The 19386-nt window shown below is 63.6% G+C and carries 20 protein-coding genes and 1 pseudogene; 14 read left to right on the top strand and 7 right to left on the bottom strand.

Annotated elements, in window-relative coordinates:
- Positions 1-50 precede the first annotated feature (50 nt).
- The 3 genes from ACODS5_RS12890 (at position 51) to ACODS5_RS12880 (ending at position 2317) form a co-directional block, all read left to right on the top strand.
- Positions 51-950 carry a LysR family transcriptional regulator gene (locus ACODS5_RS12890; protein ID WP_489108863.1) on the top strand — a complete coding sequence of 300 codons (900 nt, stop codon included), beginning with the start codon at positions 51-53 and terminating at the stop codon, positions 948-950.
- 107 nt (positions 951-1057) lie between these two features.
- On the top strand, positions 1058-1495 hold the full coding sequence (locus ACODS5_RS12885; RefSeq protein ID WP_489108862.1) for a cupin domain-containing protein: 438 nt from the start codon (positions 1058-1060) through the stop codon (positions 1493-1495).
- A gap of 231 nt (positions 1496-1726) precedes the next feature.
- Complete coding sequence (locus tag ACODS5_RS12880; RefSeq protein ID WP_489108861.1) at positions 1727-2317, top strand: cupin domain-containing protein; 591 nt, start codon at positions 1727-1729, stop codon at positions 2315-2317.
- A gap of 72 nt (positions 2318-2389) precedes the next feature.
- On the opposite strand, the gene pcaG is transcribed toward ACODS5_RS12880, so the two are convergent.
- A complete protein-coding gene (gene pcaG, locus ACODS5_RS12875) occupies positions 2390-2995 on the bottom strand; it encodes a protocatechuate 3,4-dioxygenase subunit alpha (RefSeq protein ID WP_489108860.1) in 606 nt (201 codons plus the stop codon).
- Between the two features lie 11 nt (positions 2996-3006).
- On the bottom strand, positions 3007-3726 hold the full coding sequence (gene pcaH / locus ACODS5_RS12870) for a protocatechuate 3,4-dioxygenase subunit beta (protein ID WP_134691602.1): 720 nt from the start codon (positions 3724-3726) through the stop codon (positions 3007-3009).
- Positions 3727-3926: 200 nt separating this feature from the next.
- On the opposite strand from pcaH, the gene ypfJ reads away from it, so the two are divergent.
- From ypfJ to ACODS5_RS12855, 3 genes and pseudogenes are all read left to right on the top strand, one after another.
- On the top strand, positions 3927-4814 hold the full coding sequence (gene ypfJ, locus ACODS5_RS12865) for a KPN_02809 family neutral zinc metallopeptidase (RefSeq protein WP_489108859.1): 888 nt from the start codon (positions 3927-3929) through the stop codon (positions 4812-4814).
- Between the two features lie 389 nt (positions 4815-5203).
- Positions 5204-6085, top strand: a pseudogene (locus tag ACODS5_RS12860) (methyl-accepting chemotaxis protein); the annotation flags it as partial.
- Positions 6086-6124: 39 nt separating this feature from the next.
- Positions 6125-6988 (top strand): methyl-accepting chemotaxis protein, encoded by an 864-nt coding sequence (locus tag ACODS5_RS12855; RefSeq protein ID WP_437179603.1) that lies wholly within the window; start codon positions 6125-6127, stop codon positions 6986-6988.
- Between the two features lie 71 nt (positions 6989-7059).
- On the opposite strand, the gene ggt is transcribed toward ACODS5_RS12855, so the two are convergent.
- From ggt to mdaB, 3 genes are all read right to left on the bottom strand, one after another.
- Positions 7060-8727 carry a gamma-glutamyltransferase gene (gene ggt / locus ACODS5_RS12850; protein WP_134691605.1) on the bottom strand — a complete coding sequence of 556 codons (1668 nt, stop codon included), beginning with the start codon at positions 8725-8727 and terminating at the stop codon, positions 7060-7062.
- Between the two features lie 118 nt (positions 8728-8845).
- Positions 8846-9742, bottom strand: a complete 897-nt coding sequence (locus ACODS5_RS12845) for a LysR family transcriptional regulator (RefSeq protein ID WP_489108858.1) — start codon at positions 9740-9742, stop codon at positions 8846-8848.
- 73 nt (positions 9743-9815) lie between these two features.
- Positions 9816-10406 (bottom strand): NADPH:quinone oxidoreductase MdaB, encoded by a 591-nt coding sequence (gene mdaB, locus ACODS5_RS12840; RefSeq protein ID WP_134691607.1) that lies wholly within the window; start codon positions 10404-10406, stop codon positions 9816-9818.
- A 155-nt stretch (positions 10407-10561) separates the two neighbouring features.
- Here mdaB and ACODS5_RS12835 point away from each other — a divergent pair, with 155 nt between their 5' ends.
- A complete protein-coding gene (locus ACODS5_RS12835) occupies positions 10562-10876 on the top strand; it encodes a putative quinol monooxygenase (protein ID WP_134691608.1) in 315 nt (104 codons plus the stop codon).
- Here ACODS5_RS12835 and ACODS5_RS12830 read toward each other — a convergent pair.
- Entirely contained in the window at positions 10866-11630 is a 765-nt protein-coding gene (locus ACODS5_RS12830) for a sulfite exporter TauE/SafE family protein (protein WP_134691609.1), read from the bottom strand. The genes ACODS5_RS12835 and ACODS5_RS12830 overlap by 11 nt on opposite strands.
- A 77-nt stretch (positions 11631-11707) precedes the next feature.
- On the opposite strand from ACODS5_RS12830, the gene ACODS5_RS12825 reads away from it, so the two are divergent.
- From ACODS5_RS12825 to ACODS5_RS12815, 3 genes are all read left to right on the top strand, one after another.
- Positions 11708-12592, top strand: coding sequence for a LysR family transcriptional regulator (locus tag ACODS5_RS12825; RefSeq protein WP_489108857.1), 885 nt, complete (start codon positions 11708-11710; stop codon positions 12590-12592).
- 162 nt (positions 12593-12754) lie between these two features.
- On the top strand, positions 12755-13330 hold the full coding sequence (locus ACODS5_RS12820) for a LysE family translocator (RefSeq protein ID WP_489108891.1): 576 nt from the start codon (positions 12755-12757) through the stop codon (positions 13328-13330).
- Between the two features lie 10 nt (positions 13331-13340).
- Entirely contained in the window at positions 13341-14327 is a 987-nt protein-coding gene (locus ACODS5_RS12815; protein ID WP_489108856.1) for a quinone oxidoreductase family protein, read from the top strand.
- Between the two features lie 12 nt (positions 14328-14339).
- Here the strand turns inward: ACODS5_RS12815 and ACODS5_RS12810 are convergent, their stop codons facing one another.
- On the bottom strand, positions 14340-15221 hold the full coding sequence (locus ACODS5_RS12810; RefSeq protein ID WP_489108890.1) for a LysR family transcriptional regulator: 882 nt from the start codon (positions 15219-15221) through the stop codon (positions 14340-14342).
- Positions 15222-15473: 252 nt separating this feature from the next.
- Here ACODS5_RS12810 and ACODS5_RS12805 point away from each other — a divergent pair, with 252 nt between their 5' ends.
- The 4 genes from ACODS5_RS12805 to ACODS5_RS12790 all read left to right on the top strand — a co-directional run bounded on the left by ACODS5_RS12805 (position 15474) and on the right by ACODS5_RS12790 (position 19365).
- Positions 15474-16601, top strand: coding sequence for a fatty acid desaturase family protein (locus ACODS5_RS12805; protein ID WP_489108855.1), 1128 nt, complete (start codon positions 15474-15476; stop codon positions 16599-16601).
- Between the two features lie 65 nt (positions 16602-16666).
- Positions 16667-17047, top strand: coding sequence for a methylaspartate mutase (locus tag ACODS5_RS12800; protein ID WP_177414224.1), 381 nt, complete (start codon positions 16667-16669; stop codon positions 17045-17047).
- 47 nt (positions 17048-17094) lie between these two features.
- On the top strand, positions 17095-18300 hold the full coding sequence (locus ACODS5_RS12795) for a methylaspartate mutase (RefSeq protein WP_134691613.1): 1206 nt from the start codon (positions 17095-17097) through the stop codon (positions 18298-18300).
- A gap of 459 nt (positions 18301-18759) precedes the next feature.
- Entirely contained in the window at positions 18760-19365 is a 606-nt protein-coding gene (locus tag ACODS5_RS12790; protein WP_134691614.1) for a CDP-alcohol phosphatidyltransferase family protein, read from the top strand.
- The last annotated feature ends 21 nt before the right edge of the window (positions 19366-19386 follow it).

Below are 19386 nucleotides of genomic sequence, written 5' to 3'. Positions count from 1 at the left end.
CCCGGCGGGGCCGCAAGGCCTCGCCGCTTGCCGCAAGGAGTGAGGCTCCAATGGACCAGTTGAGCGCCATGCAGACCTTTCGCCGGGTCGTCGACCTCGGCAGTTTCAGCGCCGCCGCCGAGCAAGTCGGCATGTCTCATACCGTGCTGTCGCGCCAGGTCAAGAACCTCGAACGCCACCTCGGCAGCCAATTGCTCAATCGCACTACGCGCCGCCTGCAATTGACCGAGGCGGGCACGCTGTTCTATCGCCACTGCGTACAGATTCTCGAGCAAGTCCAGGCGATGAACCAGGAGCTCCGCGCGCACCACCAGCAGCCCACCGGCACCTTGCGCCTGAGCGTGGCCACCGCGTTCGGCGAGCTCGAGCTGGGCCATTGGCTGCCGGACTTCATCGAGCACTATCCGCAGGTGCAGGTCGAGCTCAACTGTACCGATCGCTTCGTCGACCTGCTCGAGGAGGAAGTCGACGTCTGCCTGCGGGTCACCGACCACCTGCCCGACTCGAGCCTGGTGGCCCGCCGCCTGGCAGCCAGCGAGGTGCTGCTGGTGGCGGCCCCTGCGTATCTGGCTCGCCACGGCACCCCCACCACCCCCGACGCGCTGGCCGAGCACCCGCTACTGGGCTACAACCGCCTGCAACATCCGCAGCGGCTGCGCCTGACCCGCGCCACGGCCTGGCAGGACGTGCGCATGCCCCAACGCCTGAGCGCCAACTCGCCGATGGCCTTGCGCGCAGCGGCCATCGGCGGCGTTGGCATCGCCAGCTTCGATCGCTTCATCATCCACGACGCCCTGCAGGATGGCCGGCTGGTGCAGGTCCTTGGCGACTGGCAATTGCCTGCGCGCAGCCTGCACGTCGTCTATCCGCAAAGTCGCTACCTGCCACCGAAAGTGCGTGCGTTGCTCGACTACGTGCAAACGTACTATGCAACGCCACGCTGGACATAAATAACCGTGCAATTTATGCACAAATCTTGGCAAATAAGTGACGTATCTGTGCACAAAATATTTGCTTAACCTTCGCTCCACGATTTCATTGGCGAAGGAGCCATCACATGAAAGCACTGCAAACCCTCGTTGCCGGCCTCACCCTGGGCACCCTTGCCCTCACCGCCCAGGCCCATGCCGAATCGCTAATCTCCGTACCGGACAGCAATACCCTTAAATGGCAGGAAGTCAGTGGTACCCAGGGAGCGGTCAGCTATGCCAATGTCGAAGGCGATCTGTTCGGCAAGGGGCCCTACTCGGCCTACGTGAAATTCAAGAAGGGCACCGACAACGGCCTGCACCAGCATACCGAGACCCTGCCCACCTTCGTGATCAAGGGTACCTTCTACGCGGTGATCGACGGTCAGCGCACCGAGTTCCCGGCAGGTGCCTACTACAAGCTGCCCAGCAAGCTGGTCCATGAAAGCGGCTGCACGGCCGCCGAAGATTGCCTGCTGTTCCAATACCAGGCGGACAAATTCGACCTGGTACCAGTCAAATCGTAAAAAAAGCAGTGGCCAGACAGGGTGTAACCCACCCTGTCATTTCTACCAGGTGACCATGCCCCGTACAGCCTTTAATCTTCCTCTCGCAAGCCAGCGCGCTGCCCTGTGCTTTACGGGGCGCCGTGCCTTGCAGGATGCAGGCTTTCCTGGACCAGGATGAACACGCCTCGGCGGCCTTGTTGCCTGTAGGCGATCAGGTACCTGCCCCCCGATGAACGAAGGAGTCAGGCCATGCGTACCTCAACCGTTCTCCTGGCGCTCAGCGTCTTCACGAACCTGGCGGCCTGCATGAATTCCACGCAGCCAGGCACCAGCGCGTCAATGGCCAGCGTGAGCACCCAGACGGCCTCGGCTGATACTTGTGTCTTGTCTGCCCTGCCGCTGATCAGGCAAACAAACGGCCTCTCAGGTATTGGCTGGCGCAATGTGCCTGCATCCTGGGACCCGGACACTAGAACGTACAGGGTCACCTATAAAAATCTCAACGGCGATCTGGGCGCCAAGATCACAGGGAATGCCAACACCCCGTGGAGGCCCAGGGGCGCCGGATGCTACGTCGCCCTTGTGCGCTTCAAGGCAGGTACCGATAACGGACGGCATATCCACAGTGATGCGCTGCCGACGTTCGTGCACCAGGGCACCTTCTACACAGTGATCAATGGCAGAAGGGACGAGTATGGGCCTGGCGATTATTACTTGCTGCCGGCCAAACTCGTACATGAAAGCGGCTGCAAGGGGCCCGTCGACTGCGTGCTGTTCCAATTTCAAAGCGATGGGTTTGACCTGCTTGCGCCGCCGTCCACGTCATCGGCCAAGCCATGAACAACCGCGGTACCAGGCGCTGCCATCGCGCAGCGGCTGAGTACCCCGTGAGGCCCAAGCCTGATAACGCCGTCAAAAGTCGAAGAACACCGTCTCTCCTTCCCCCTGAATTCGAATATCGAAACGATACGCCGTCTTCCCCTCCACCTCGCAGCGCCTGGCGATCAGGGTCTCGCGCCGTTGCGGCTGCTCGATCAGGTTGAGCACCGGACACTTGGCATTGGCGTGGGCCTCATCATCGAAATACAGCCGGGTGTGCAAGTGAATATTGATCCCCCGAGCAAACAGGCTGATGTTGACGTGCGGCGCCATCGGCACGCCAGCGGCATTGTTCACCACGCCCGGCTTGACCGTGTGCAGTGTCCATTCACCAGCCTCGAAGGTGGTCGCGGTGCGACCAAAGCTGTTGAAGGCGTTTTCCTGGCGGTAGTCGTCCTGGTACTGGCCGTTGGCATCGGCCTGCCACACCTCGAGAAACGAGTCGCGTACCAGGTGGCCGTTGCCGTCGTATACCTGGCCGAGCAGCAGAATGTGCTCGCCCGGCGCCGCAGCCGTGGCCAGGCGGTTCCAGACTTCCTGCTCGCGGGTTGGGTTGCCTGCGACCTCCAGGGCCAGGCCAATGTGCACATAGGGGCCTGCGGTCTGAGAAGGGGTTTCCGGCAGCAATTCGATAGGCATGGCGTTACTCCTCAGCGGTTTTCGAAGTGGGTCTGGCGCTGGCCACGCAGCACGATGTCGAAGCGGTAGGCCAGGCAATCCATTGGGTTGGCGTGGCTCATGTCGAGCCTGGCGATCAGCCGCTCGACCGCATCGGGGTTGGCGATCGACTTGACGATCGGGCACATGGCGATCAGCGGGTCACCCTCGAAGTACAACTGGGTGATCAGTTTGGTCGCGATCGATGGGCCGCTGATGGAGACGTGGATATGCGCCGGACGCCAGTCGTTAGGGCCGTTGCGCCAGGGATACGGGCCGGGCTTGATGGTGCGAAAGCTGTAGTAGCCGTCGCGGTCGGTCAGGCAGCGGCCTACCCCACCGAAATTCGGATCCAGCGGCGCCAGGTAACGGTCGTTCTTGTGCCGGTAGCGGCCACCGGCGTTGGCCTGCCACATCTCCACCAGGGTGTGTGGCAGCGGTGTACCGTACTGGTCGAGCACCCGCCCGGCAACGATGATCCGCTCACCGATCGGCAGGCCGCCGTGATCGAAGTTCAGCAGCAAGTCGTGGTCATGCTCGCCAAAACGCAGATGGGAAAAGTCGGGGCCGGTGGTTTCGCTGATCGACTGCGGGATGCTGACCAGCGCCTGGCGCGGCGAGCGCGCCACAGAAGTCTTGTAGTCGGGGGTCAAAGCCTTCGGATGCCAGTTACGATCACGGATCACGAAGCGGCGGGTGTCCTGGGCGGGCATGCCGGTTTCCTCTTTTTGGAATTATGAAGGCGCCTGGGCGTGGCAGACGGACTCGCAGTTTCTGGCAGCCACATCGGGATGAATATTGAATTTCACGGTCACAGCCATAACCATTTGGTTATGCATAGAATCCGGGCTGACGCAGGCGGCGGCCCTGAACTAATCTTTGACCTCATGTTTCACATAGCGGAGAACACCCGATGGAATGGCGAAAAGGCCGACGCAGCGACAATGTGGTCGATGCCCGCGGCGAAGGAGGCGGTGGCGGCGGCATGCGCTTCGGAGGTGGCAAGGGCCTGGGCCTGGGCGCCATCCTGCTGATCGTCGGTATTGGCTGGTTGACCGGGCAGGACCCATTGCAGATCCTCGGCCAGCTCGCCGGGCAGATGGAGCAGCAACAGACCGTCCCGGCCAATGTCGGCAGCAAGGCACCGCCGGCCAACGACGAACAGGCCGAGTTCGTCGCCTCGATCCTCGGCGACACCGAGGACACCTGGAAGGCCCTGTTCGCCCAAGCCGGCAAGCAGTACCGCGATCCCAAGCTGGTGTTGTTCAGCGGCCAGGTCAACTCCGCCTGCGGCTTCGCCTCCTCGGCGGTCGGGCCGTTCTATTGCCCGGGCGACCAACGCGTATACCTGGACATGACCTTCTTCCGCGAAATGGAAACCCGCTTCAAGGCCGCTGGCGACTTCGCCCAGGCCTACGTGATCGCCCACGAGATCGGCCACCATGTGCAGACCTTGCTCGGCGTCTCGGCCAAGGTCGACGCCGCGCGTCGTAGTGGGCAACGCATGGAGGGGGACAACGGGCTGCTGGTACGCCAGGAACTGCAGGCCGATTGCCTGGCCGGGGTCTGGGCCTACCAGGCACAGAAGCGTCTGAACTGGCTGGAGCCGGGGGATGTGGAAGAGGCGCTGAATGCCGCCAATGCCATTGGCGACGACCGTCTGCAACAGCAGGGCCAGGGTCGGGTGGTGCCCGACTCGTTCACCCACGGCACCTCGCAGCAACGCGTCCGTTGGTTCAAGGCCGGCTTTAGCAGTGGGGATGTCAACCAGTGCGATACGTTTGCCGCGCGTAGCCTTTAACGACTATCAGGGCTGCTGTGCGGCCCATCGGCGACAAGCCGACGCCCCCAAAATGTGCGTCCCCATGGAGGCTGGCTTGCCGTTTGCGCCCCGAAAAAACCAAGCATTTCAGCCGGTTACAAATTTGCTGAAAAAGCGTTTCAGCTTCGCCCTGGCCTGCCGATAAGTCCTACACAAATCTGTGGGCTATCTGACAACAACAACGCCCAGCTATTGAGATCAAGTGAGCGAAATCATTTTCTGGGAGAGCGTGCATGAACAGCTGGTTCGCCAATATCAGCGTCAACCTTAAACTCGGCCTGGGCTTCGGCCTGGTCCTGGTCCTGACCGGCCTGCTGGCCCTGACCGGCTGGAACAGCCTGGGCAGCCTGATCGACCGCAGCAACTGGATGAGCGACATCACCCAGCTCAACAGTGACCTGACCAACCTGCGCGTGGCGCGGCTGCAGTGGATGCTGACCAACGGCGACGACGCCTCGGCGGCCAATGTCCAGGCCAAGCTCGACGCCTTCGGCAGCCAGCAACAGCACCTGGTCAACAGTTTCACCAGCCCCGAGAACCTCAAGCTGCTGCGCGAGCAGGGCCAGAGCATTAGCGAATACCGGGTCTCGCTGGAAAAGATGCGCCAGGGCTACAAGACCACCCTCGTCGCCCGTGACGCGATGAACCAGGCCGCCGCCCGCGCCAACGACGCCATCGAGGCGATCAGCAACGCCGTGTTGTCCAGCCCGGAAAGCGACGCCGCCCACCTGGCCCAGTACCTGCTGATCAGCAAGGCCAAGCAGCAGTTGGTGCAAGTGCGCCTGGACGTGCGCAGCTACATCGCCGACCTGACCCCAGAAGCCGAACAGGCCGCCCTGCGCCAGCTGGAAAGCGCCCTGAGCGAAATCGACAGCCTCAAGCGCCAGCTGCCGGCCGAAGCCTCGCGTATCCAGCAGTTCGAAAGCGCCGTGCTGGCCTACCGCGATGCGGTGCGCCAGTTCCGTGAAGCCACCGCCGCCATCGGTGTGGCCCGTGCCGAGATGACCGTGCAAGGCGCCGACATCGTCAAGCGCAGCGACGCGCTGTACCAGATCCAGATCGAACGTCGCGACGCCGAAAGCATCCAGGCCCGCAGCCTGCAAACCACCGCCACCCTGCTGGCGCTGCTGGTCGGCGTGCTCGCCGCGTTCATCATCACCCGCCAGATCACCCGCCCGCTGCGCGAAACCATGGACGCCGTGGAGAAGATCGCCAGCGGCGACCTGACCCAAACCCTGCGCGTCACCCGCCGCGACGAGCTGGGCGCGTTGCAACAGGGCATCGCGCGCATGGGCAACACCCTGCGCGACCTGATCACCGGTATCCGCGACGGCGTCACCCAGATCGCCAGCGCGGCCGAGGAGTTGTCGGCGGTGACCGAGCAGACCAGCGCCGGCGCCAACAGCCAGAAAGTAGAGACCGACCAGGTCGCCACCGCCATGCACGAGATGGCCGCCACCGTGCAGGAAGTCGCGCGCAACGCCGAACAGGCCTCCCACGCCGCAACCAATGCCGACGACGAAGCCCGCAGCGGCGACAAGGTGGTCACCGAGGCGATCGGCCAGATCGAGCGCCTGGCCCACGAAGTGCACCGTTCCACCGAAGCCATGACCCTGCTGCAGCAGGAAAGCCAGAAGATCGGCAGCGTCATGGACGTGATCAAGTCGGTGGCCGAGCAGACCAACCTGCTGGCGCTCAACGCCGCCATCGAGGCGGCCCGTGCCGGCGAGGCCGGTCGTGGCTTCGCCGTGGTCGCCGACGAGGTGCGTGGCCTGGCCCAGCGTACCCAGCAGTCCACCGAAGAAATCGAAGGGCTGATCGCCAGCCTGCAGAACGGCACCCAGCAGGTGGCCGAAGTGATGAACGGCAGCCGCAGCCTGACCGACAGCAGTGTGGAACTGGCGCGCAAGGCCGGCGACTCGCTGGACAGCATCACCCGCACGGTGTCGAACATCCAGTCGATGAACCAGCAGATCGCCGCCGCCGCCGAGCAACAGAGTGCGGTCGCCGAAGAGATCAGCCGCAGCATTCTGAACGTGCGCGACGTGTCGGAACAGACCGCCGCGGCCAGCGACGAGACCGCCGCCTCCAGCGTCGAGCTGGCGCGCCTGGGCGGCCACCTGCAGACACTGGTCAGCCAGTTCCGCGTCTGACCTGCGAAAGGTTCGCCGGCAAGCCAGCTCCTACGGGGAACCCTGTAGGAGCCGACTTGCCGGCGAACACGTCACTTGACGATCATTCCCACCCCACGCCCGCGCGGATCAGACGCTGTCTCCAGCTTCTCCCCGGTCACCCGGATCGCCTGGATGTCGCCCATCTCCCAGCCCTGGTCCTCGAGCACATAGCCCATCTGCTTCAGGTCATCGGCCACCGCGCCCTTGAGCGGCGCATAGCTATCGAAGTAGATGGTGTCCTTGGGCAGTAACTGGTGATGCACGCGCTGCGCCGCCACCGCCTTCTCCAGCGGCATGCCGAAGTCGTAGAGGTTGTTCATCACCTGGAAGATCGAGGTGAAGATCCGCGAGCCACCCGGCGTGCCCAGCACCAGCACCACCTTGTCGTCACGGGTCACCAGGCTCGGGCTCATCGACGACAGCATGCGCTTGCCCGGCTCGATGGCATTGGCGTCGCCGCCGACCACGCCAAACACGTTGGCCGCACCCGGCTTGGCGCTAAAGTCGTCCATCTCGTCGTTAAGCAGGAAGCCCGCGCCTTTGACCACCACGCCGCTGCCATAGTCGAGGTTGAGGGTGTAGGTGTTGCTCACCGCGTTACCCTGCTTGTCGACGATGGAAAAATGCGTGGTCTGGTGCGGCTCCAGGCCCGGCTTGACCTGGTCGGTGACGGAGATCGCGCTGGGGTTGACCTGTGCTGCGCGCTTGGCCAGATAGTCCTTGGCCACCAGCTGCTTGACCGGCACCTGGGTGAAGGCCGGGTCACCCAGGTAGTCGGCGCGGTCGGCGAACACGCGCTTTTCGATCTCGGCCAGCAGGTGGATGTATTTCGCCGAGTTGTGTTCGACGCCCTTGAAGTCCGCCGCGCGGTCTTCCTTGATGCCCAGCAACTGGGCCAGGGCGACGCCGCCGGAGCTTGGCGGTGGCGCGGTGTAGACCACGTTGCCGCGCCAGTCGATGGCGATCGGGTCGCGCCACACGGCCTTGTAGTCCTTGAGGTCGTCCTTGCTGATCAGGCCCTTGTCGGCCTGCATCTGCGCCACCAGCAGGTCGGCGGTCTTGCCCTGGTAGAACTCGCTGACGCCCTTGTCGGCGATGCGCTCCAGGGTCTGTGCCAGCTCCGGCTGCTTGAACAGCTCGCCGACCTTCATGGTGCCAAAGTAGTCGTTGAAGTTGGTGGCGGTCTTGAACAGGCCCTGGGCATCGTCACGGTACTGGTATTGCTTCTGGGCGATCTTGAAGCCGTTGCGGGCATAGCCGATGGCCGGGGTCAGCAGCTCGCCCCACTTGAGCTTGCCAAACTTCTGGTGCGCCTCCCACAGCCCCATCACCGTGCCCGGCACGCCAGCGGCGCGGGCGCCGACCAGGCTGAGGTTCTCGATCACCTCGCCCTTGTCGTTCAGGTACATGGTCTTGGTCGCGGCCTTGGGCGCCACTTCGCGGTAGTCGAGAAAGTACGGCTTGCCGTCGACGAACAAGGTCATGAAGCCACCACCCCCGATGTTGCCCGCTTCGGGATAGGTCACCGCCAGGGTGAAAGCAGTGGCGACCGCGGCGTCCACCGCGTTACCACCCATTTTGAGAATGTCGGCGGCGACCTGTGCGCCATATTGATCGGGCGCGGCCACCGCGCCGCCTTCGAGTGTCACGGCAAATGCGGAGGAACAGCTCAGGATCGCGGCGCCGAGGGCCAGCGATGGGAACATGACGATACGCATGCGCACTTCCTTGGTGTTGTTTTTGTTGATCAGTCATTAAGGCCGAAGCCATTGGACTAAGCAAACACCGCAGCCAGGGCGCGCCGCCAACAGGCAGCCGCTGTCGCGTTCAGGCAACTCAGCAGGCGTAGATCGCCAGTTTTTTCTGGATGAAATCGAGGAAGCACTGGATACGCAGGGCGAGCTGGGTGTTGCGGTAGTACACCGCGTGAATCGGCTGCCGGTAGCCGTTGTTGTGCTCGCCGAGCACTACCACCAGGCGGCCGGCACGGATGTCCTCATGGGTCATGAAGTGCGACAGGCTGACGATGCCCTCACCGGCAAGCGCCAACTGCCGCAGGGTTTCGCCACTGGAGGCGGTGAGCTGCGCACGGACCGGCCAGCGGTCGCCCTGGGCGTGGCGCAACGGCCACTGGTTGAGCGACTCGAGCGAGCTGAAGCCCAGCAAGTTGTGACGTTCGAGGTCCTCGACCTTGTCCGGCGTGCCGTGACGGGCAAGATAGCCGGGGCTGGCCAGGACCTGCACCGGGCTGCAGCCCAGCGAGCGGGCGTGCAGGCTGGAGTCGGCCAGTTCGCCAATGCGGATGGCCACGTCGGTGCTCTGCTCCAGCAGGTCGATGATCAAGTCGTCGGTGTTCAGTTCCAGCTCGATGCCAGGGTATTGCTGGCGGAACTCGCCGATCCACGGCAGGATCGCATGCAGCATGAACGGCGCGGCAGCGTTGATACGCAGGCGCCCGGTCGGGGTCTGGCGGTTCAGCGACAGGCGCTCTTCCATGTCGTCCATCTGCTCGAGGATCAGCCGGGCGCGCGCGAGGAAGAAGCGCCCCTCCTCGGTCAGGTCCATGCGCCGGGTGGTGCGGTTGACCAAGGTGGTGCCGAGCTTGCCCTCCAGGCGCGACAAGGTGCGACTGACCGCCGACGGGGTCTGGCCCATCTGCTCGGCGGCAGCGGAGATCGAGCCGCAATCGATCACGGCGACGAATACCTGGAGTTCTTCGGAACGGGTTTTCACTCAAGCAGCCTTGGCAAGGGAATGCCGTGATTGATAGCGGCTGGGCAGCCAACATGCAAGCCGGCGCGGCGATTCAACGGGCCTTGCCGAACACCGTGTCCAGGTGGCGCGCATAAGCCGCCACTGCCGCTGGCACATCCGGGCGCTTCATCACATCCACTGCCAGGTAGGTCGGCAAGCCGCTCATGCCGAGAAACTGGTTGGCCTTGTGGAACGGGAAGTACACCGCGTCCACGCCCTTGCCCTCGAAGAAGTCGCTCGGGTCGTCGAAGGCTTGCCGCGGTGCATTCCAGGTCAGCGACAGCATGTACTGCTTGCCCTGGATCAGGCCACCGCTCCCGTACTTCTGCGATGCATCGGAACGGGTGCGACCATCGTTGGCGTACAAGCTGCCGTGCCCAGCGGTGAAGACCTCGTCGATGTACTTTTTCACGGTCCACGGCGCGCCCATCCACCAACCCGGCATCTGGTAGATCACCACGTCCGCCCAGAGGAATTTATCCACCTCCGCCTGAACGTCGTAGCCTCCGTCGATGAAGGTTTCGCGAACGTCGTGGCCGGCACGGTCCAGATGGGCCACGGCGGCGTCGTGCAGGGTCTGGTTGAGGCGGCCGTCGGAATGAGCGAAGCGCTTGCCACCGTTGAGCAGGAGAATCTTTTTCATGAAAGGGTCAACCCGGTAAGTGAAATTGCCGGCAGGTTAGGCAATCACCCACTGGGGAAACAGCGGTTCGGCGGCAAAATACATTTGCCCTGAAATCACGAATTTCAAACATATTGTTGATTTATCATGGACACTCTTCCCCTGGAGACCTCCCCATGAGCGAGCATCACGCCTTCATTCTCAAAGCCAAGACCCGCCCTGAAAAGGCCGAGGCATTCGAGCGACTGTTCCGCCCTTACGTCGAGCCGAGCCGCCGGGAGCCAGGCTGCATCGAGTACCACATGCTGCGCGACCAGCAAGACCCAAGCCTGTTCGTGTTTTTCGAGGTATGGGCGAGCGAGGCCGACCTGGACGTGCACTCGGCCCTGCCGCACATGCGGGCATTCTTCGAGAAACGCATGGACTACCTGGAGCGCGATTTCGAGATCCAGAGACTCGACATGCTCAGCGCCTCGTCGGCTAACCGTTGATCAGCAAATGACCACCCAGCAGCGCCAGGCCGATGAAAAAGCCACGCTTGAACAGCACGGCGCTGATCCGGCCGCGCAACCACTGCCCGGCGAACATGCCGAGCAAGGCCGGGGCCAGCATCAGCAGTGAGGCCCCCAGCGCCTGGCCGCCCAGCACATCCTGACCGGCCAGGCCGATGGCCAGCGCCAGGGTCGAAACGCTGAACGACAGGCCCAGGGCCTGGACCAACGCCTCGCGGTCCAGCCCCAGGCCCTGCAAGTAAGGCACCGCCGGCATCACGAACACACCGGTGGCCGCCGTCACTACCCCCGTCAGCAGCCCACACAACGGCCCCAGCCAGCGCTCATGCGCCGCGGCAACCCGCCAGCCGCGGCCACCCAGCCCATGCAGGGCGTAGAGCAGCAGCGCGCCACCCAATGCATGGACCGCCCAAGGGCCGCTGTCGATACCCAGGCAGAAGCTGCCCAGCAAGGTGCCAGCGAAGATTGCCATCAGCATCCCGCCCAACCGCCGCAGCAAGGCCGACAGCTGGCCACCGCACGCCAGTTGCCACAGGTTGGTCAATGTCGAGGGCACGATCAACAACGCCGCAGCCTGCGCCGGAGGCATAGCCAGGCCAAGCAACCCCATGGCGATGGTCGGCAGGCCCAAGCCGATCACGCCCTTGACCGCACCGGCCAGCAGGAATGTGAAAATCACCAGCGTCGTCAGGGCTGGGCCAAGGTGCTGGTAGAACGCCAAGGACATATTCATGGCGCTATCCTCACCTGGCGACGGCCGCCTGAAAATCTGTCATACCTATACCCAGACTCTTGCCAGGACAGAGGCAGATGCATTTCGACTTAATCGATCTCAAGCTGTTCCAGCACACTCTGGAGTGCGGCAACATCACCGCCGGCGCCCGCCGCAGCCACTTGTCCCTACCGGCGGCCAGCGCGCGCATCCGCGCCCTGGAAGCGTCACTCGGCATCCCCTTGCTCGAGCGCAACCGCCGTGGCGTGCAGGCTACAGCCGCAGGGCAGGCCCTGCTGCAACATGCGCGGCTGATCGCCCAGCAGGTCGAACGCCTGCAATACGACCTCGGGCAATACGCCCAGGGCCAGCAGGGTCAGATACGCCTGCTGTGCAACACCGCCGCCTTGACCGAATACTTGCCGGAACTGCTGGCCAGCCACCTGGCCCGCTACCCGGGGATGACCATCGATGTCGAGGAACTGCCCAGCCTGCGCATCGTCCAGTCGATCACCCAGGGCATGGCCGACCTGGGCATCGTCTCCGACGCCGCGCCCTGCGAACACCTGCAGACCCTGGCCTTTCGCGACGACCCGCTGGTGCTGCTGACGCCGCCCGGGCATCCCCTGGCCGGGCAACAGACACCAAGGTTCGCCGACTGCCTCGAGCACGGGCACGTCTGCCTTGGCGCCCACAGCGCATTGGCCCTGCACCTGGAAGAACAAGCCCTGCACCTGGGCCGGCGGTTGCAAGTCCGGGTCCGCGCCGATGGCTTCGACGGGGTGATCCGCATGGTCGCCGGCGGTGCCGGGGTAGGCATCGTGCCACGGGCGGCGGTGTTGCGCTGGCACGGCCGGGTTGCGCTGCACTGGGTCGCCCTACAGGATCGCTGGGCCAACCGCCGCCTGCAATTGTGCGCCCGCGACTTCAGCGCCCTGCCCGGTTTCACCCGCGAACTGGTGACGCATTTGCACGGCACCTGAACGAACCGGCGATACCCCCATTTATGGTTGGTGGCTTTGCATTTTTGGCGATAACCAATCCACCACGGCGGACTTAGACTGGCGCGCAACGTCCTGATTATCTTGCGATAAGGTAAAGTCCCTGTGTCTTTAGAAATCAACTGGGCGCTATGGCTGACCACCATGGTGCCGCTGGCCTTGAGCGCCGGTCCCGGCAACCTCATGGTGGCCACCTCCGGCGCGCAAAGCGGCGTGCGTCGCTCGGTCAAGTTCATCGTCGGCCTCGATGCCACCTACTTCCTGATCGCCGTGCTGGTGGGCCTGGGCCTCTATCACACGATCATGGCCAGCCCCCACCTGATATGGGTGCTGCGCGTGGCCGGCAGCCTGTACATCCTCTGGCTGGGGATCAAGCTGATCATCCGGCCGATGCGCAAGGTCGGCGACCGGCGGCTGGACCTGCAGTTTCGCGACGGCATCATCGTCCAGCTGGGCAATGTCCAGGGGCTGGTGATGCTGCTGGTGATGTTCTCCACCTTCATCCCCGCTGGCACCAGCAACAGCAGCGCGGTACTGGCCCTGAGCCTGGCGCTGATCCTGGTGAACTTCACCGCGCATATCATCTGGGTATCCATGGGCGCCACCATCCAGCGCCTGCTGGCGGTCCGCCCCGGCCTGCTCAAGGCGCAGAACGTGGTGTTCGGCCTGATGCTGATCGCCGTGGCGGCCTGGATCTTCGTACGCACCAGCAACCTCTAAGGACAAACAGATGACCCGCGCCAAAGCAGTAGTCTTCAATGAGCCCGGCAGCCCGGATGTCCTGTACCTGCGCCAACATGAACTGCCCCTGCTGGGTAGCGGGCAGGTACTTGTCGCCATCGAGGCCGCCGGGGTCAACTTCATCGACACCTATCGCCGCTCGGGGGCGCTGGACGATGGCTCGGCGTATCCACGCGGCCTCGGCACCGAGGGCGCCGGGCGGGTCATCGAATGTGCGGCGGATGTCAGCGAACTGAAAGTCGGCGACCGCGTCGCCTTCATCGACGGCTCGTCCGGCAGCTACGCCAGCCATGCCATCGTGCCGGCCGCGCGGGTGATCCGCCTGGACCCGGAGATCAGTTTCGAAACCGCGGCAGCCGTGATGTTCAAAGGCATCACCGCCGAATACCTGACCCACCGATGCGTGCCACTGATGACCGGCGACTGGGTGCTGTGGCACGCCGCCGCCGGTGGCGTCGGCAGCCTGGCCACCAGTTGGCTGGCCGCGCGCGGCATGAAGGTCATCGGCCTGGCCTCGACCGCGCAAAAGCGCCAGGCAGCGCTCAACGCCGGCTGTATCGCCGCCCTGGACAGTAGCGACGCCGCCACGCCCCAGGCCATCCGCGAGCTGACCGAGGAGCGCGGGGTCGACGTGGTCTTCGACTCCGTCGGCAAGAACACGATCGAGTTCTCCCTGGCCAGCCTGCGCCGACGCGGCCAGCTGGTGCTGTTCGGCAATGCGTCGGGGGACGTGACCGGCTTCAACCTGTCGCGCCTGGGCGCGCTGGGCTCGCTGCATGTGACCCGGCCCACGCTCAAGCACTATGTGGCAGAGCGCGACGAGCTGCGCATGGCCGCTCGCCGGGTGATGGACGCGTTGAAGGCCGAGCAGATCAAGCTGCCGCAGATCACTGCCCACGACCTGGCGGATGCCGGTCAGGTGCACCAACTGCTCCAGGACGGTCAGACCTTGGGCACGGTGATCCTGCGGCCTTGATCCGCGCGTCCCTCAAGGCAGGTCGGTGCGGGTCCGGGCGAAGTAGCCAATCAGATGTTCGGTGACCACGCTGACCCGCTTGAGGTCCTGGCTGGCCAGGTTACGCAGCAGCCAGATATCCGCGCCATGGGCGGGCCCTGCGGGAAGCACGCGGGTGAACCCGTTGCGCATGCCCACATAGATCGGCAACGCGGCAATGCCCAGGCCGGTGGCCACGGCGTTGATCTGCGCGTTGAGGTTCTGCAGGCGCAACCAGGGTTTATGGCCGTTGCCCAGTTCGTGCAACCAGCGGGCGAGCGGCATGTGCGCCATTTCTTCGGTCCAGCCGATCAACTGGTGACGCTGCAGATCCGTCGGCTGCTGCGGCAAGCCGTGCCGCGCGGCGTAGGTGTCGGAGCAGAACAGCCCCTGGGTCAGCCGCCCCAGGCAACGCATGGTGAAATTGCCATTTTCCGGGCGATGCAGGCGAATGATGATATCGCTGTGGCTGTGGGTCAGCTTCGAGGACAACGCCGAATTGACCAGGTCGAACTGAATGTCGGGATACTGCTCGTGCACTTGCTCGAGCGCCGGAATGATCAAGTGCGTGCCCATGACTTCAGGGCAATCGATGCGCACGCAGCCACCGGCGTGCTCACGGGGGTGGGCGATCTGCCGCTCGATCAGTTTGAAGCGTTCTTCGGCTTCCAGCGCCAGCGGGAGCAATGCTTGGCCGGCCTCGGTGAGGAAGTAGCCATTGGTTCGTTTCAGAAAGAGTGCCGAGCCCAGCGCCTCTTCGAGCGCGGCAATCTTGCGCGACACGGTAGAGGCCGAAACCCGCAGGGCGGCACCAGCATCGGTGACGTTGCAGGTCTTGGCGACCGATATGAAAGTCTTCAGGTCATCCCAGTTCATCTGCTTGTTTGGTTCCATCGTCTGACACGCGCCGGGCAGCGTAACACAGCGGCCTGGCGTGACCATGGATGACGCGCCGCAGGCAGCTAGCGGCGGGTCCGAATTCGGTCGATGCAATAGCTAAAAATGCAATATCGATCTCCATAATTTGGAATTCAAATAGCCATTACAGGCGGTTAAGGTCCACCCCCAATACAAGTTTGCGGAGTGGAAAGTGTGCACAAGCAAAATGAAATAACACCTCGGGAAACAATGAGGCCGCTACCCGGTTTCCTCCAGCCGTTCCTGAGTTGGTTGAGCGCCAAACCACTGCCCGAGGAACTTGAAACTCCAGGTAAAAGAACCCCGCTGTTCCATGTCGGCGTCGCGGCAAGTTTTATAATCCTCGGCGTGTTATTGACCAGTCTCGGTTATTACCAGCATAGCCTGCTGTGGTGGTTGCCGGGTTTTGTCCTGGCCGCGGGCGGTATCAAACAAATGCAAGTCATGATCTGCCACAACTGCGCCCATGACATGGTGTTTGCCAGCCGTCGTGCCAATACCGTTGTCGGCCATGTCATTTCCGCCCTGTTCATGCTCAAGCCTTATACCCTCTACAAGCACGAGCACATGCTGCACCACAGCTCCAGGACCCTGTTGACCGACCAGGACGACACCCTCACCTACCTGCAGGGGGTGGTTGGCCTCAAGCCCACCGACAGCATCGCCATGATGTGGGCCAAGCTGCTGTTCGCCGCCTTCTCGCCACTGGCTATCCTGCGCACCTCGCTCAACCGCATCAAGGCCAACGCCACCGCCACCGACCGTGGCGTGGCCGCGCTGACCATGGCGCTGTGGGCCGGCCTCACCCTGGGTGCCTGGGCGCTTGGCCAACTGCAGGGGTTCATCGCGGCCTGGGTGCTGCCGGTGTTCATCGGCTACCACATCAGCACCACGTTCCGCCTGGCCGCCGAACACACCTGGCCGAGCGTCGAAGTGCTGGAGAAACGCGGTGTCGACTTCATCTGCGACAGCACCACCTCGGTGTTTATCGGCGAGCCGCTGAACATGCCTGACAACGCCCAACCGCTGAAGCGCATCCTGTGTATCTCCCGCTGGTTGCTGAAGACCTTCACTTATCATCTGTTCGTGCGGCTGTTCATCATGGTCGGCGATACACCTTGCCATGATTTTCATCATCGCCGTCCGCGCTCCAGCGACTGGCCAAATTATGTCACCGCGCGGGAGCGTGACAAGTTATTGGGCGCCAAGCCCTTCCCCAGAAACTATATCGACAAGTGGGGGTATGTCTCGACAGTCACGGACAACTTCCGAAGCTTCCAGAAAGCCCTTCCTTACTATCAAGGCTCAACATTTAACGCATTGACGGGTGACCAATGAAAGCGCAACAGCCTGCACTGCTGGTAACCATTCCTTCCGACTCCCATAGTTGGAACATGGTATTCATGGAGTTCCTCCTGAGCGAAGGTAACTACCAGGTCAACAACATGGGGCCGAACACGCCGATGAGCGATGTCATCGACTGGCTCAAGCAGCACCCCTGCGACCTGGTGGTGGTCAGCACCGTCAACGGCCACGGTTACCTGGAAGGCGTCGAGCTGGCCCAGCGTATCCGCGACGAAAGCCGCTACGCCGGCGCCTTGTGCATTGGCGGCAAGATCTGCACCGAGAACGACGCGGCCACCCTCGAGCGCTACAGCCATACCCTGGTGCAGGCGGGCTTCGACGCGGTCTTCGACGACAGCGACAAGAACAACTTCGATCGTTTCCAGGCACTGCTCGACAGCACCGCGCCCAGCCAGGACCTGGCTCGCAGCGGCTCGTGACCCGGCGCTCGACAGGCCGGCTTTCCTCGCACCAAGAGAACCCATTCATGCAGGATTTCAATGCCTATGTGCTCGGACACTTCGACGCCCGCGGCCCGGTGCTGCAACCACGCCTGGGCTTCAGCTCGCTGGAGCGCATGCAACGCGGCCTGGAGGCTACCGCCGCGAGCCGTGCCCACACTGTCTGCACCATCACCCTCGACGCCTTCACCCGGGTCAACGACCTCAAGGCGGCGCAAAAGGCCATCGACAGCGGCGCGATGCTCAACGGCTATCCCATCGTCAATCACCCGGTCGCCGATACCAGGGCGATGCTGGCTACGATCGAGACACGCTATGCGACGCCCGTGCAAGTGCGCCATGGTTCGCCCGACCCTGTGCATATCTTCCAGCGCATGACCGAAGTCGGCCTGTCGGCCACCGAAGGCGGGCCGGTGTCCTATTGCCTGCCCTACAGCCGCACCCCTTTGCGTGCGGCCTTCGGCCATTGGCAGAAGGCCTGCCGGATACTCGCCGCGGGTGTGCCCAATAGCCATATCGAGAGCTTCGCCGGCTGCATGATGGGCCAGATGTGCGACCCGGCGATCCTGGTGGCGCTGAATGTGCTCGAGGGCTTGTTCCTGCGTCAGCACGGCATCGCCACCCTGGCGTTCTCCTACGCCCAAGGTACTTCGCCACTGCAGGACCTGGCCGCATTGAGCGCCCTGCAGACCCTGGTTGGCGAGCGTTTCGCCCCTGGCAGCTACCACTTCGTCGCCTACGTCTTCATGGGTTTCTTCCCGCGCACCCTCGGCGGTTTCTGCCGCATCACCCAGGACGCGCTGTCGGTGGTGCGAGCCGCCGGCGTGCAACGGGTGATCGTCAAGACCCCGGTGGAGTCCCGGCGCATCCCACGGGTCGAGGAGAACATCGCGGCGTTGGAGTATGCCGACTACTGCCTGCGCGCCCAGCATACCCTCAAGCCGATTCCCTTCGACCAACAGGAGTATCGGCGCATCCTCGACAAGGCGGGCGCGCTGATCAACGGGACCCTGGCCCTGGACAGCGACATCTGCGAAGCCATCCTCGCCGCGTTCGACAGCGGGCTGTTGTCGATCCCCTACTGCCTGCACCCGGACAACAAGCGTGGCGCGGGAACCGTGCTGGATGCCAATAACTACTACATGGGCTTCGAAGGGGCGAGGGTGGAGAACGCGTTTTCATTCCTCTCGGCGCTGCGCCAGAACATCATTACCTACGACGCGTTTCACTGAGCAGAGGCGTCAACCGCACTGGCCGTTGCTCACTGGACGACGGCCAGTTCGCGCAGGAACGCCCCGGTTTCAGCGTGGGCGCTGACGCTGCTCCACATGACTCAAGGCATGCACCAAGGCAGGCGCCGATACTTGCACAGGCATAACTGGCCCGAAACAAATGTAGGAGCGGCCTTGCGTCGCGATGCGCCGCGCGGGCGGCGCTCGATCTCCTAGGCGCTGCATGGTTTACGACAAACATCTGGAAGCCCTAACGCGATCAACAACCCTGGCTTCCAAAGACCTACCAGTTGCTTGCCGCGATAAGCCACACACCCTGTACACCAGGTCCGACAAGCGGCACACTGCCCGCCGCGTGCGAGTTTCGTCTACTTCACAAGTAGGGCAAATGCCCCTTGCCCGGCAGCCACCCGATTCCCCACAATCCGGCCCATGCCGCGCCAAGACAGGGAATTCGCCGTGCCATCGATCTACCAGCTCAAACCCCGTTTCCAGGCGCTGCTGCGCCCCACCGTGCAACGCCTGCATGACCGCGGCGTCAGCGCCAACCAGGTCACCGTGGCCGCTGCCGTGGTCTCCCTGCTGCTGGGCCTGCTACTGGCCTGGCTACCCCAGTTCACCTGGCTGTTCATCCTGATCCCGCTGTGGATGCTGCTGCGCATGGCCCTCAACGCCGTGGACGGCATGCTCGCCCGCGAGTTCGGCCAGCAATCGAAGCTCGGCGCCTACCTCAACGAACTGTGCGACCTGGTCGCCGACGCGGCGCTGTACCTGCCCTTCGCCCTGCTGCCCGGCGTTGCGCCAACACTGGTGGTGCTGGTGGTGCTGGCCTCGGTGATCAGTGAATACGCCGGGGTCATGGGGCCGCTGGCCGGCGCTTCGCGCCGCTACGACGGGCCCATGGGCAAGAGCGACCGGGCGTTCGCCTTCGGCGTGCTGGGCACCGGGGTGGCGCTGGGCCTGCTGGCCGCGAGCTGGATCAACGGCCTGCTGCTGGTCATCCTGCTGCTATCGCTCTATACCCTGTACAACCGGGTTCGCCACGGCCTGGCCGAAACCCGCTGAGCCTCTCGCTGCCGGACAAGG

Source organism: Pseudomonas sp. FG47, assembly GCF_057809115.1.
Note: the sequence above shows the minus strand (reverse complement) of the source record. Positions and strands in the feature narration are given on the sequence as shown.

Coding starts and splice junctions, on each gene's coding strand:
- ACODS5_RS12825 (WP_489108857.1), top strand. CDS start 11,708: ATGCATTTCGACTTAATCGATCTCAAGCTGTTCCAGCACACTCTGGAG.
- ACODS5_RS12880 (WP_489108861.1), top strand. CDS start 1,727: ATGCGTACCTCAACCGTTCTCCTGGCGCTCAGCGTCTTCACGAACCTG.
- ACODS5_RS12835 (WP_134691608.1), top strand. CDS start 10,562: ATGAGCGAGCATCACGCCTTCATTCTCAAAGCCAAGACCCGCCCTGAA.
- mdaB (WP_134691607.1), bottom strand. CDS start 10,406: ATGAAAAAGATTCTCCTGCTCAACGGTGGCAAGCGCTTCGCTCATTCC.
- pcaG (WP_489108860.1), bottom strand. CDS start 2,995: ATGCCTATCGAATTGCTGCCGGAAACCCCTTCTCAGACCGCAGGCCCC.
- ACODS5_RS12890 (WP_489108863.1), top strand. CDS start 51: ATGGACCAGTTGAGCGCCATGCAGACCTTTCGCCGGGTCGTCGACCTC.
- ACODS5_RS12805 (WP_489108855.1), top strand. CDS start 15,474: ATGAGGCCGCTACCCGGTTTCCTCCAGCCGTTCCTGAGTTGGTTGAGC.
- ACODS5_RS12810 (WP_489108890.1), bottom strand. CDS start 15,221: ATGAACTGGGATGACCTGAAGACTTTCATATCGGTCGCCAAGACCTGC.
- ACODS5_RS12795 (WP_134691613.1), top strand. CDS start 17,095: ATGCAGGATTTCAATGCCTATGTGCTCGGACACTTCGACGCCCGCGGC.
- ACODS5_RS12820 (WP_489108891.1), top strand. CDS start 12,755: ATGGTGCCGCTGGCCTTGAGCGCCGGTCCCGGCAACCTCATGGTGGCC.
- ACODS5_RS12855 (WP_437179603.1), top strand. CDS start 6,125: ATGGGCAACACCCTGCGCGACCTGATCACCGGTATCCGCGACGGCGTC.
- ggt (WP_134691605.1), bottom strand. CDS start 8,727: ATGCGTATCGTCATGTTCCCATCGCTGGCCCTCGGCGCCGCGATCCTG.
- ypfJ (WP_489108859.1), top strand. CDS start 3,927: ATGGAATGGCGAAAAGGCCGACGCAGCGACAATGTGGTCGATGCCCGC.
- ACODS5_RS12800 (WP_177414224.1), top strand. CDS start 16,667: ATGGAGTTCCTCCTGAGCGAAGGTAACTACCAGGTCAACAACATGGGG.
- ACODS5_RS12815 (WP_489108856.1), top strand. CDS start 13,341: ATGACCCGCGCCAAAGCAGTAGTCTTCAATGAGCCCGGCAGCCCGGAT.
- pcaH (WP_134691602.1), bottom strand. CDS start 3,726: ATGCCCGCCCAGGACACCCGCCGCTTCGTGATCCGTGATCGTAACTGG.
- ACODS5_RS12885 (WP_489108862.1), top strand. CDS start 1,058: ATGAAAGCACTGCAAACCCTCGTTGCCGGCCTCACCCTGGGCACCCTT.
- ACODS5_RS12830 (WP_134691609.1), bottom strand. CDS start 11,630: ATGAATATGTCCTTGGCGTTCTACCAGCACCTTGGCCCAGCCCTGACG.